Origin of the sequence: Microcystis sp. M53598_WE2 (genome assembly GCF_030067735.1) — a bacterium.
In the GTDB taxonomy this organism is placed as follows: Bacteria; Cyanobacteriota; Cyanobacteriia; order Cyanobacteriales; family Microcystaceae; genus Microcystis; species Microcystis aeruginosa.
Map to the genome: position 1 here is coordinate 1 of NZ_JASJFE010001091.1, position 11,685 is coordinate 11,685.

The window sequence follows — 11,685 nt, forward strand, 5'->3', positions numbered from 1 at the left end:
AGCGGTGGCTAAAGTCGCTCCCATCGACGGCAAATTGAGGATATTTTCCATTCAAGAAACCGCCGAAGTGGGACGCAGACCAAAAAAATAATCAACCTCTCCGGTTGGGACTAGACCAACCCGACTCCCGCCGTCTTCTTCCCTCGATAAAACCGTCATCGTAGTCTCTGGAATTGCGCGGATTATCATAGCGGGCAAAGTTAAACCCGTCCTCTAGTCCGCGCTGAAATTCTTGCTCTGGTGGCACAAATCGATAACGTTGTCTATTATCCTGTACCGCCCGGTTGATTAACAAGGCCCCCGCTCCAATACCCACGGCCTCACCAAAGGTTAAAGACTTAGCATAATCGATGTTAATTGTCAAGAAAGTTGTTGTTAAAATTAAGGCTTTTCCCCAATGTTGACCCATAAAATCCTCCTTCAAAAAATCAAGTTGACAACGAAACCAGTACAGATACAGAGTTTCTCATAAAATCGACCACCGACTCCCCAAAACGAAAACCTTGTACCTCACCATTACGATAACTGCTATTAGCTAGATTTAGAAGAATGGGAGTGAAAGCGAATCCCCAAGAAGACATCGTAGAGGAAACTCCAGAAATTCTTACCTTGCAGTAAACCTAAAGACTGTTCACAATCTTTCGCATCTAAAAGCGGTTTAGTGGCATAGTATGCCGGTTGGTATTTGTACCAGGGAATCGACGGCCAGAGATGATGCACGAGATGATAATTCTGCCCTAAAATCAGCAGATTTAAGAGGGGACTGGGGTAAACTCGGGCATTTTTCCAACGATTGCGCTCTTGGAAAGGACGATGGGGGAGATAATCGAAAAATAAACCGAGGGCAATTCCCACCACTAAAGCGGGAACAAACCAAAAATTCATCACATAGCTGATAAAACCGTATTGACAGGCGAAGATGACTATGGTAGCAACAAAAAGACGACTGAGGAACCATTCCAGCAGTTCGTATTTCCGCCAGAGTTGCCGCTTAAAAAAGAAGATTTCATGATAAAAAAATCTGGCCGCAATCATCCACAAAGGGCCGCCAGTGGAGACAAAATGATCTGGATCATTTTCGGGATCGTTAACGTGAGCGTGGTGCTGTAAATGGACTCTAGTGAAGACCGGAAAGGCAAAACCGAGCATTAAAGCACTGCCATGACCTAAAATAGCATTAAATAGCCGATTGCTATGGGCAGAATTATGAGAGGCATCGTGGATAACTGTCCCCGATAAATGTAAAGCGAGGACATTAGCACTAAAACAAATCCAGTCGGGCCAGGACCATAGCCAATAGCCACAGGTAGATAGGGTTATTAGGCTCAAGGCACTAAAAAACATGGTAACGTTTGGGTTGAAGCCCCCCGGTGCTTTTAAATACTCTTTGGGGACTGTCAGCAACATCTCGGCCGACTGCATTATGGGTGTTGCTCCTTATTGTGTTCGCTTTACTGGCGTAAATTATCATACTACGGCTTTTTCATAAAGTTTTGTAACATTATCTTAATTAATCTAAAGTTATGAAGAAAGTAAGGATTTGTTATATGGTCTTCCCCCCCAGTCCCCGAGGGAAAGCGAGGCTACAAGAGAAAATCACGGGCGCTTAACGCCAGTTTCGCACTTAAACGATTAAAAAATTCGGCTAGAGACTCGGCTTGAGAGGGAGCGATCGCTTGTTTCCCCCCTATCACCGATTCTACTCTATCCCGATCGCCGAAAATATCGACAAGACACTCCCTATCGATATCGAATTCATGCAGTAAAGATTCTAACGTAGCGGTAGGATTTGTTCGGGCGATCGGATAATGTTTCCGCTCGTATTCTTCCACTAATAACACCAATAAATCGAATAATAGTCCTTCGTCATTGCTTAACTCCCGTGACATCATCCCTTCAATTATGCTTAAAAATCGCTCGTATTCTTGGGAGTTATTAATCGGTTTCGGTTGATACTGCAAGAGTAAATCACCATAGGTTAATGGATTAGAAGTAGGGATCATTTTTCCAGTTCTCCTTATTGTATTCAGCGTGACTTAGAATATATTTAACGAAAATGGTTTGACGAGAATAATTGATGTCAGCGATTAAACGGTATTTGTTTCCCTTGATATTAAAAACTGTAAAATTTCCCACCGCCTCCGCTTTCGGGTAGCGACCTTGAACCTCTACTAAATTTTTCCAGTTAGCCTTACTAGCGAAGTTATACCAATCCCTAAGAGCGTCTTCCGCGTCCGAGTGGCGTTCCCAAAACTCTCGTAATTTGACTTTACTGATCACGCCCATCGATCGCTAGTTTTATTGTTGTTTTTAACTTAGATAAGTAGCTGGTTATAATTAAATTAAAAATGGATTTTAGGTTCGATCCCCCCTGCCCCCCTTGATAAGGGGGGTGCCGATAGGCGGGGGGATCTCCCTTGATAAGGGGGGCATCTGATAATTTTTAACGCCTACCTACTTAAACATCGATCGCTCTGATAATTATAGTGTATGTCAATTTTACCGATCGCCCCCCGCACCCTAGAAAAGCGCACCACTTCGCCGCTCTCTTGGGAGATCGCCCTAAATCCCGAATCGAGTAATCAATAGCTAGATAAAGCATAAGAAATATAAATAACAAAAACCTTGACAAAATCGGGGGGGTGGTAAAATTCGTGGGAATTTAGCTAAACAATGTATTCTATGCCACTTAAAAGTTCCTTTTGCTATTCCGTCGCCCTCGCCACGGTAGCCACCGCCACCCTCGCACCAGTTGCCAGCGCCGCAACTTTTAACTTTTCCTACACCTCCAGCTTAGGAACCATCACTGCGACGGTTGACGGAACCCTGCAACCAGATAACAACACGGTATTCGTCAGTTCTATCAGTAATACCACCTTTAACGGCTCTCCCGCCCCCGCTCTTCCGCTCGTAGGTCCATTCTTTGGTGGTTTAGCGCCTGAGGCGGTGCTATCCTTAGACGGAGCGGGACTGGATTTTGTCGCTTGTAACACGACGAATTGTATTGATGGATTCGGCTTTTTGCCCCCTAACGCTATTGTAGGTAACACGACCGACCTGTTCGCTTCCGGCAGTGCCTACGGTTCTGTTAACGAACTCTTCGTTCTCGCCAATTATTCCCTGACCCCGGCTGGTACTCCCACCGTTCCCGAACCTGCGACGGTTCTCGGTTTACTCTCTGTTGCCGGGGTCGGTTTATTGTGCAAAGGCCGGAAACTGGAAGGGTAATTTTGACCGATTGATCCCCCTGCCCTCCTTATCAAGGTGGGGTTGACTCATAGTAGGGTTGATTCATAGTAGGGTTGATTCATGAATCAACCCTACTTATCAAGGGGGTGTCTGACAACTTTTAACGCCTACCTACTTAACTAAAGGGATTAACGATCATCAATTGATTCTCGATTCGCTGACCATCTTGTAAATCTTCACTGTAGAGAATTTGACAGCCCGCTTCCAGAGCGCTGGCCAGTATTAAACTATCAAAAAAAACTTTATCGGGCATTAGCCTCGTCCCGATCGAATGTAAATCCCCGTGTATTTAAAGAAATCGCCTCGAACATCGTTTTTTCAGTTTTCTGGCTCGGATCGGGGATGATTTCCGAGTCATCCAAAACAATCACCCGCATCATCTTACCTTCCCATCGAGAAGAATATCGGGGGGGAACGCTCACCCGACCCTTATGAATAACCGTCCTAAATTCGATCGCTTCCATACATGGCTCCAATTAAACCCTATCTCTACTTTAGCTCTAGAGTTAGGCGAGCGATTAAATCCTATCAGGGGAACTGGGACAACGGGAACACCGAAACGGAGACTTTGACATCCTCACCGCCGTAAACGGACGGTGATTCCTCACCACGCCACCTTTTTAGGATGGTCGTTGAATGGGGTTGACGCGACCCGGGATGCTGCTACCTTAGCGGTAGTCTTACGCTTTCCTCCACGTCCGTTTTGATTGTCCGAATGCCCTCCGGCCACTTTGAACAAGTCGAAAAAATCTAATGTTCAACCTTATTTCCTAGAAAGTTTTACTCGTTCAAGGCCGAATTTGAATTCTTTTCTGAACAAAACCCCCTACTATCTGTTGTCAAGGTTCAGTTTTTAGCTTGGTTATCGCTTTTTCCATTGTAGCTTAAAGCCGTCCTAAAAGGACGGGGTTTTAACCCAAATTTTCGATAACCGAGAAAAACCTAGAGATAAAACACCTGATTGCTACCAATATATATGAGTGGTTTATCTTCGATGGGAATATCTTCGAGAGACTATTCGCACAAAATCAGGAACTTGTCAGACAGTTTAATGACTTTGAGACGGGGAGACTAACGGGAAAAACCACCGACTTCTTCTACAAACAGATAGGAGAACCCTTCCTGAACTCCATACTCGATTCCCTGACATACACCCATTTTGACTTGCGGGAATACACCCAAACCATCCGGGAGGACGAACATAACCTCATCAGTCTCTATAAAATCTTTTCTCCCGAACACCTGTTAAAACTCCCCTTTGCGAACGATAGCAACAGTCTCGACAAAAACTTTTATAGTGAACTGCTGCATATCATCGGATTGACAGAGAGAAAAGAGGGAGGAACAAAACTCATCCGACATCTGCAACCGGCAGCGCGACAACCCGGTTCGCTGCTAGAGAACGCTATCAGTCAAGTGGAGAGTTTAGATAAAATCTCTCGTTTACCCAATCCCGAGGAATTTGGGGAGACGGAGGAGGAGAGACTATTGAATATCGGTTTAGAGTTAGGGATAACCTGGATAAATAGAATCCTCTTCCTCAAACTATTAGAAGCGCAGATAATTAGGTATCATCGGGGGGATAAATCCCTAGGGTTTCTCAATTTAAGCAAAATTGCCGACTATGACGACTTAAATCGCTTATTTTTCAGCGTCTTAGCAAAAAAACAGTCAGAAAGAAGCAAAGACATCCAGAATACCCATACTCAGGTTCCCTATCTCAACAGTTCCCTATTTGAACCGACGGAATTAGAACAATCAACCATAGTTATCAGTAACCTGCGTTCGGAGAATATAGAGATTTTTGCAGGAACAGTCTTAAAGGATAGTCAGGGGAAAAAGCGAACAGGAGAAATCAACGCTCTAGCATACCTATTCGAGTTTCTCAATGCCTACGATTTTAGCAGCGAAGGTGGGGAAGCGATACAGGAGGATAACAAGACTCTTATCAATGCGTCGGTGTTGGGATTAATCTTCGAGAAAATCAACGGATATAAGGATGGTTCCTTTTTCACCCCCGGTTTCATCACTATGTATATGTGTCGGGAAACGATTCGACGCGCAGTGATAGAGAAATTTAACCAGAGTCAGGGATGGGATTGTCAGACAATCGAGGATGTATATAACCGCATCAAAGATAAAACGGCAGCCAATGCTATTATCAATAGTCTCAAAATTTGTGATCCTGCGGTGGGTTCGGGACATTTTCTTGTTTCTGCTTTGAACGAGATAATCGCAATTAAGAGTGAGTTACAGATTTTAGTGGATAAAGAGGGGAAAACTCTCAGGGATTATCGGGTTGAGGTGGTGAACGATGAGTTAATCGTCACCGATGATGACGGTAATCTGTTTGAGTATAATCCCCGCAACCGAGAAAGTCAGCGAGTACAGGAGACTTTATTTCAGGAAAAACAGCGTCTGATTGAGGGGTGTCTCTTTGGAGTTGATATCAATCCCAACTCGGTGAAAATCTGTCGGTTGCGTTTATGGATTGAGTTACTCAAGAATGCTTACTACAAAGCAGATAATGAGTTAGAGACGTTACCGAATATCGATATTAATATCAAGGTTGGCAATTCTCTGATTAGTCGCTTTGGGTTATCCAATGATTTACAAGTCTTTTCCCGCAAAAGTCGTTTAAGTATCGAGAGTTATAAGGATGCGGTGAGAGTCTATCGCAACGCGGAGGATAAATCGCAAAAGCGCGAGATGGAGAGATTGATAAGTGAGATTAAGAGTAGTTTTCGTCAGACTTTACAGGGAGATAATCCTCTGAAAAAGCGCTTGCGCGGTTTGGAAACGGATTTATATAGTCTAGAGAATCAAATTTTGTTATTTGAGGAGTCACCCAAGGAAAAGAAAGCGCGGGAAAGGAAGATTAGTCAGTTAAGGAATGAGATTGATAAGTTACGTCCGCAACTAGAGGAGATTGAAAGCGGTAAGATTTATCATAATGCTTTTGAATGGCGCTTCGAGTTCCCCGAAGTCCTAGACGATAAGGGGAATTTTGTCGGTTTTGATGTGGTAATTGGCAATCCTCCTTATTGGGACTTAAACGCCAAATAAAGATCAAATCGAGTATAATCGTTAAAGAGTAAGCACTTTACGTTGAAAGATCAGCGATGAAAGAGACAACCCCAGCCGCAATGCCCCCATGCTTTGACCGATGGTGTCGGCGGTTTGACAATTGCTTCAAAAACGAAGCGCAAAAAAACGGCTTCAGACAATATTTAGGAGGATTATTAGGGGAAAGTGAGAGGAAAAACCTCACTCAAATGGCCAATAATGCCGTCGGAGTAGTTTATAACCGATTACATCACTTTTTGACCGAATCTCCTTGGTCAGACCGTCAGGTGAATGAATGTCGGTTGCAAGTGATGAACCAATGCCGCCAGACGCAAATCCCCCGAGGATTTTCCCTGATTGTCGATGACTCAGGACATCGAAAAAGTGGCAATCTGACCGCCGGAGTTGGCAGGCAGTACCTGGGAGAAATTGGCAAGACAGACAACGGAATAGTCGCCGTCACTACCCATCTCTACGACGGCAAAAAAAGTGTCCCCCTAGACATTGAAATTTATCAACCGGCTAGTTCCTTAGCCGAGGGGAAAGAAGACAAAGAATTTAAGAAGAAACCAGAGATAGCGATAGATTTAATTGACCGGAGCTTAACCAGAGGCTATCGACCGAAAATCGTCTTAATAGATGCTGGTTATGGCAACAACACAAATTTTCTCAAAGCCCTGGAAGAAAGAAAGCTAAAATACTTAGGAGGATTGGCAAAAAATCGAAAAGTAATTATTGAAAAAGAAGGGGGTGTGGAAGAAACAATCCAGCTTGAGCAACTAGCAAAAAGCCTATCAGAAAAGGATTGGGAGAAAATCACCCTAAATCTAGATAAAGAAAAAACGGTTTGGGTAGCGGTATTCAGAGCGAAAATATCTCAACTAGAAGGAGAAAGGAACTTGGCGATCGTCATGAATGCAAGTTCAATGGAAAAAGCCACAGAGGTGGACTATTTCATCACCAATGTAGTTGAGGCAGATACAGTAACAGCTTCGTGGATAGTGAGGACTTACACCGAAAGAAATTGGGTGGAAGTATTCTACCGAGAAGCCAAAGGATGGTTAGGGTTAAGGGAATATCAAGTCAGGGATAAACGAAGCTTACTTCGTCATTTTATCCTGGTGTTTTGTGCCTATACATTTATCCTGTGGCATAAGTTAACTGGGGGATTGCAAAGGCGGTGGGCGAATCGACCTTTAAACACTTTTGTGGAAGCCTTGGAAGCTTTTCGGACAGCGATGTCTTTCCGTTTCTTTGAGTGGCTGACCGAGAATCGGGATGTGTTTGCCGCTTACAAAGCCAGTTTAGGCTTTGTTTGGGCTTGAAATTTGTTTAAGTCCCAATAGGAAATCTGCTCGATTACCGAAAGCGGGTTACTAATGCCGTTATTCCAGAAGGTTGTCCAAAGTTTATCTATTTTGGATTTTAATTCGCCGGTGATCATCGCTGTTTATTTGTTCACTGCTTTTAGTATTGCAGTAATATTGTACTAAAAATCGAGGTTTCAGGGTGAAAAATGCTATTAGGTACTTAAGTGATTAGCTTTTGTCCCTTGCTTGCCCCACCTCCCACCTCCCCCTTACCTGTACGGACGGGAAAAAAGTTTTTTCGGGTACAGGAAGTATGTAAAATGGAATGTTGATCTTTCTTGGCCTAAACAGCATTTCATGATTTCGAGTAACGACTTTCGGAGTGGCACGACCATCGAGATAGATGGCTCTGTCTGGCGGGTGGTGGAATTCCTGCACGTTAAACCGGGCAAGGGATCGGCCTTCGTGCGAACCAAGTTAAAAAATGTTCAGACCGGCAACGTGGTAGAACGGACGTTCCGGGCGGGGGAAACCTTGCCCTCAGCCACGATCGAAAAGCGCACCATGCAGCACACCTACAAAGAAGGCGATCAGTTTGTCTTCATGGACATGGAGACTTTTGAGGAAGCAACTCTCACCCCGGTACAAATGGGCGATCGAGCCAAGTATCTGAAAGAAGGAATGGAAGTCAATATTCTCTTTTGGAATGATCAAGTGTTAGACATAGAATTGCCCACTTCGGTAATCTTGGAAATCACCGATACGGATCCAGGAGTCAAGGGAGATACGGCCACCGGTGGCACGAAACCGGCGATCGTAGAAACGGGAGCGCAGGTGATGGTTCCCCTGTTTATTTCTATCGGTGAAAGGATTAAAGTGGATACCCGGGATGGTTCCTATCTGGGACGGGAATAACTGTGATGAGAAGCCCAGAAATGAGGCATTAGGGACGGGTTTAGGACTAAAGCCAGTGTTTCTGAGCCTGTTTCCCAAAACTTAGCCGCTAGATGGGAAAAATCGATAGTTTGGTGGGTGCGAATTTGGATTTGTTGCTTTTTATTTGCGAGGGGATTTCAGAGCGGTGACTATTGATTACAACGAAATTCGAGAACTGATCAAAACATTGGCAGCAACGGATATCAGTGAATTTAGCCTGAAAAGTGCAGATTTAGAGCTAAATATCCGCAAAGGAACCGTTAATACTGCCCTTGGGCCTCTCGCCGCTCCCTTGCCGGTGGTGACTGCCCCGGTCGCCGCTCCAGTGGTAGCCGCAGGTCCCACCCCGGTCCCAGAAACCCCCACTGCCGAACCCGTGGCCGCCGCTATGGATAAAAAATGGCTGGCGATTACCTCTCCCATGGTCGGCACTTTTTATCGCGCTGCTGCTCCCGATGAACCCTCTTTCGTGGAAAAAAACGATCGGATCCGTGTCGGACAAACGGTCTGTATCATCGAAGCGATGAAGTTGATGAATGAAATCGAAGCGGAGGTGGCCGGGCAAATCGTCGAAATCGCCGTCGCTAACGGTGAACCGGTAGAATTCGGTCAGACATTAATGTGGGTTAATCCCGAATAGATAGAATGAAAGCTATCCTCATGACCGCCGTGGATGTCCTACAGCTTCAGGAAGTCCCCACCCCGAAAATTAGTCAACCGCATCAGGTTTTAGTAGCATTAAAAGCCGCTGGTGTCAACCCTATTGATACAAAAATTCGTAAACGCGGCACTTTTTACCCCGAGCAAATGCCGGCCATTTTGGGCTGTGACGGGGCGGGAATTGTCGAGGCCGTTGGGGCGGCGGTGCAGGATTTTCGCCCCGGGGATGAAGTGTATTTTTGTAACGGCGGACTGGGCAAGGCCGGCACGGGAAATTATGCTGAATATGCCCTGATCGAGGCGGATTATCTAGCCCACAAGCCGAAATCTCTTTCTTTTGCCGAGGCGGCCGCTGTACCTTTAGTTTTAATCACCGCTTGGGAAGCACTCTATGATCGCGCCCGTCTTCAGTCGGGACAAAGCGTACTTATCCATGGCGGGGCCGGGGGTGTTGGTCATGTCGCGATTCAATTGGCGAAACTGAAGGGGGCTAAAGTTTATACGACGGTGGGAAATAGCGATAAAGAGCGTTTAGTGCGGCAATTAGGGGCAGATTACCCGATTTTATACAAACAAACCGATTTTGTCGCGGCGATACTTCAAGAAACCGCAGGGAAAGGGGTAGATATCGCTTTTGATACGGTGGGAGGGGAAACTTTTGGCCAAACTTGCCGAGCGGTGCGAGTGTACGGCGATATGGTGACGATTTTGGAACCTACGGGCAGCTGGAAGGAAGCACGCGATCGCAATTTGCGGATTAGTTTAGAATTAATGTTAACCCCGGCTTTGATGGGACTGCCAGAAGCGCAAAAATATCAAACAGAAATTCTCAGACAAGGGGCGCGTTTAATTGACGAGAAAAAGTTAACTATTCATCTCTCCCAAACCTTTCCTTTAGCGGCAGCTATCAGCGCTCATCAATTGCTAGAAACTGGTTCGATGACGGGGAAAATAGCCCTAATTATTGACTAGAAATCTGCTGGTCACTATTTTCTCTCATAAGCTGCCCGCGTATTTAGGGTTGGCTGAATAAATCTAAAAACCTTGTTGGATAAGACTTTTAGACCTTTTTGAAATCCCAAAGTGGCCGGCATGGGAGTGATCAGGGGGAAAATCCCTGGACTTTTTCCCTGAAAATTAGGTAATTGACCACCTGAAAATCGGTAAAACCCTACACCCTGCCCCCTGGAAAAACTTTTTGCCGCAAACCCTAGATAGTCAACAGTTTAGTTGAAACCCGATTAAATTTTCGATCGCTTTGACCAAATCTTGATTAGTCCAATTCCGGTACAAACAAGCGGCGATCGCACATCCCCCCGCACCCACTCCCTCTTTGACAAAACCCTGTTGATAAGCTTGCAAAACCGGGTATTTAGAGGCAGAAAAGTCTAATTGTGTGGCTAATAAAGGCAATTTTCCGATCATGCGGGCTAATCCCACCGTATCCCCCGTTTTATCTTCCGCTACCCAGCGAGTTGTGCCGACGATGATATTTTCCCAGTTAACCGGATAGGCATATTTAGCCACTAGAGCTTGAATTAGGGCAGAAACGGCTAACATTTGGGTTCCTCCGGCGAGGAGTACCCCACCCTGCCCACTGGCGGCGATGGCCATGCCAGCGACGAAAATCTGCTGGGGATCGCCTAGGGCGGCGATTACCTCAAAAGGATCAAAAATTTCTTTTCGGGCTAATCCCTGCTCAACTATTGACTGTTTCTGAGCATGATTGCACTGGGGATGGCTGCTGTTAACTTTGCCGTTGGCTCGATAACCCAATCCGGTGAGGATGGCGAGGGCGGTGGTGGTGCCGCCGACCACGCACTCGCCGATAATTAGATAACTAGACTGGCGGGCTAATTTTTCTCCCCAAGTTAATCCTTGGGCGAACAGGTGTTTTACTATGGTCAGGTCTAGGGCGCGGCCGGTGGAGAGACAACGGGCCGGTTGTCCCCCCAGTTCGATATAATCGACGGCCGGGGGCAAGGGTAAACCGGCGTTAAAAACGAGGACGGGAATGGCTAATTTTTCCACCACGGCGCGGGTAATATAGGCGGGGGAGGCTCCCACCGTTAGGGGGGGTAAGGGATAACGGGGATGGGGTGAAACTCCTTTAACGATAAATTCGGCATCAGCGATCGCTGTATATTTTCTATCTTCCGGGGTAGCACCGGCGGTGGAGATTCCGGGGATTAATCCCGTCTCGGTAAACCCCAAAACTAGGGCAAATATCGGACAACATTTTTGATGGCGCTGTAACCAATTTTGCCCCCGTTCGATTTCCGTGTAAATTTTAATCATCTGTTGATTTTGTCCTCTTACTTATCACTATTTCCCTCTCTCCATGAGATGATCTTTGATTTCAACATATTTAGAAAATAAGTTATCAATACTAGCCAGTTTTGCCCCGTATGCTAGGGCTGTAGCCATAATAATACGGTCAAAAGGATCTTTGTGAATGGGAGAT

12 protein-coding genes and 2 pseudogenes are annotated in these 11,685 nt (G+C 45.6%); 6 read left to right on the forward strand and 8 right to left on the reverse strand.

What is annotated here, in order from left to right; translation table 11 throughout:
- Nucleotides 1-91: 91 nt before the first annotated feature.
- The 4 genes from PX636_RS22210 to PX636_RS22225 all read right to left on the reverse strand — a co-directional run bounded on the left by PX636_RS22210 (nt 92) and on the right by PX636_RS22225 (nt 2,286).
- The gene (locus PX636_RS22210) at nt 92-409 is read right to left on the reverse strand and encodes a hypothetical protein (RefSeq protein ID WP_002763627.1); all 318 of its coding nucleotides are present in this window, start codon (nt 407-409) and stop codon (nt 92-94) included.
- Nucleotides 410-531: 122 nt separating this feature from the next.
- Nucleotides 532-1,422: a beta-carotene hydroxylase gene (gene crtR, locus PX636_RS22215; RefSeq protein ID WP_004163266.1), complete on the reverse strand. Its 891-nt coding sequence runs from the start codon at nt 1,420-1,422 to the stop codon at nt 532-534.
- A 161-nt stretch (nt 1,423-1,583) separates the two neighbouring features.
- Nucleotides 1,584-2,003, reverse strand: a complete 420-nt coding sequence (locus PX636_RS22220; RefSeq protein WP_288034531.1) for a helix-turn-helix domain-containing protein — start codon at nt 2,001-2,003, stop codon at nt 1,584-1,586.
- Nucleotides 1,987-2,286 (reverse strand): type II toxin-antitoxin system HigB family toxin, encoded by a 300-nt coding sequence (locus PX636_RS22225; RefSeq protein WP_004163263.1) that lies wholly within the window; start codon nt 2,284-2,286, stop codon nt 1,987-1,989. The genes PX636_RS22220 and PX636_RS22225 overlap by 17 nt, the downstream gene beginning before the upstream one ends.
- A gap of 396 nt (nt 2,287-2,682) precedes the next feature.
- Here PX636_RS22225 and PX636_RS22230 point away from each other — a divergent pair, with 396 nt between their 5' ends.
- The gene (locus PX636_RS22230) at nt 2,683-3,228 is read left to right on the forward strand and encodes a PEP-CTERM sorting domain-containing protein (protein ID WP_288118960.1); all 546 of its coding nucleotides are present in this window, start codon (nt 2,683-2,685) and stop codon (nt 3,226-3,228) included.
- Nucleotides 3,229-3,364: 136 nt separating this feature from the next.
- Here PX636_RS22230 and PX636_RS22235 read toward each other — a convergent pair whose 3' ends face one another.
- Together PX636_RS22235 and PX636_RS22240 are read right to left on the reverse strand one after the other, a co-directional pair.
- Entirely contained in the window at nt 3,365-3,502 is a 138-nt protein-coding gene (locus PX636_RS22235; protein WP_145964554.1) for a PIN domain-containing protein, read from the reverse strand.
- Nucleotides 3,492-3,713: a hypothetical protein gene (locus PX636_RS22240; RefSeq protein WP_272077835.1), complete on the reverse strand. Its 222-nt coding sequence runs from the start codon at nt 3,711-3,713 to the stop codon at nt 3,492-3,494. The genes PX636_RS22235 and PX636_RS22240 overlap by 11 nt, the downstream gene beginning before the upstream one ends.
- Nucleotides 3,714-4,176: 463 nt before the next feature.
- Here PX636_RS22240 and PX636_RS22245 point away from each other — a divergent pair.
- The 5 genes and pseudogenes from PX636_RS22245 to PX636_RS22265 form a co-directional block, all read left to right on the forward strand.
- Nucleotides 4,177-6,294: pseudogene (locus PX636_RS22245) on the forward strand (type IIG restriction enzyme/methyltransferase); the annotation flags it as partial.
- Between the two features lie 77 nt (nt 6,295-6,371).
- Complete coding sequence (locus PX636_RS22250) at nt 6,372-7,640, forward strand: IS701-like element ISMae34 family transposase (protein ID WP_012264988.1); 1,269 nt, start codon at nt 6,372-6,374, stop codon at nt 7,638-7,640.
- A gap of 342 nt (nt 7,641-7,982) precedes the next feature.
- On the forward strand, nt 7,983-8,540 hold the full coding sequence (gene efp, locus PX636_RS22255; RefSeq protein ID WP_002762061.1) for an elongation factor P: 558 nt from the start codon (nt 7,983-7,985) through the stop codon (nt 8,538-8,540).
- Between the two features lie 166 nt (nt 8,541-8,706).
- On the forward strand, nt 8,707-9,201 hold the full coding sequence (gene accB, locus PX636_RS22260; RefSeq protein ID WP_002796400.1) for an acetyl-CoA carboxylase biotin carboxyl carrier protein: 495 nt from the start codon (nt 8,707-8,709) through the stop codon (nt 9,199-9,201).
- A gap of 5 nt (nt 9,202-9,206) precedes the next feature.
- The gene (locus PX636_RS22265) at nt 9,207-10,193 is read left to right on the forward strand and encodes a zinc-dependent alcohol dehydrogenase family protein (RefSeq protein WP_288118962.1); all 987 of its coding nucleotides are present in this window, start codon (nt 9,207-9,209) and stop codon (nt 10,191-10,193) included.
- Between the two features lie 246 nt (nt 10,194-10,439).
- On the opposite strand, the gene cobT is transcribed toward PX636_RS22265, so the two are convergent.
- Together cobT and PX636_RS22275 are read right to left on the reverse strand one after the other, a co-directional pair.
- Nucleotides 10,440-11,519, reverse strand: a complete 1,080-nt coding sequence (cobT, locus tag PX636_RS22270; protein ID WP_002796398.1) for a nicotinate mononucleotide-dependent phosphoribosyltransferase CobT — start codon at nt 11,517-11,519, stop codon at nt 10,440-10,442.
- A 27-nt stretch (nt 11,520-11,546) separates the two neighbouring features.
- Nucleotides 11,547-11,685 (reverse strand): annotated as a pseudogene (locus PX636_RS22275) (type II toxin-antitoxin system VapC family toxin); the annotation flags it as partial.

Bases quoted from the DNA above. Each gene is read 5' to 3' on its own strand.
- PX636_RS22210 (WP_002763627.1), bottom strand. From the start codon at position 409: ATGGGTCAACATTGGGGAAAAGCCTTAATTTTAACAACAACTTTCTTG.
- crtR (WP_004163266.1), bottom strand. From the start codon at position 1,422: ATGCAGTCGGCCGAGATGTTGCTGACAGTCCCCAAAGAGTATTTAAAA.
- PX636_RS22220 (WP_288034531.1), bottom strand. From the start codon at position 2,003: ATGATCCCTACTTCTAATCCATTAACCTATGGTGATTTACTCTTGCAG.
- PX636_RS22225 (WP_004163263.1), bottom strand. From the start codon at position 2,286: ATGGGCGTGATCAGTAAAGTCAAATTACGAGAGTTTTGGGAACGCCAC.
- PX636_RS22230 (WP_288118960.1), top strand. From the start codon at position 2,683: ATGCCACTTAAAAGTTCCTTTTGCTATTCCGTCGCCCTCGCCACGGTA.
- PX636_RS22235 (WP_145964554.1), bottom strand. From the start codon at position 3,502: ATGCCCGATAAAGTTTTTTTTGATAGTTTAATACTGGCCAGCGCTCTG.
- PX636_RS22240 (WP_272077835.1), bottom strand. From the start codon at position 3,713: ATGGAAGCGATCGAATTTAGGACGGTTATTCATAAGGGTCGGGTGAGC.
- PX636_RS22250 (WP_012264988.1), top strand. From the start codon at position 6,372: ATGAAAGAGACAACCCCAGCCGCAATGCCCCCATGCTTTGACCGATGG.
- efp (WP_002762061.1), top strand. From the start codon at position 7,983: ATGATTTCGAGTAACGACTTTCGGAGTGGCACGACCATCGAGATAGAT.
- PX636_RS22265 (WP_288118962.1), top strand. From the start codon at position 9,207: ATGAAAGCTATCCTCATGACCGCCGTGGATGTCCTACAGCTTCAGGAA.
- cobT (WP_002796398.1), bottom strand. From the start codon at position 11,519: ATGATTAAAATTTACACGGAAATCGAACGGGGGCAAAATTGGTTACAG.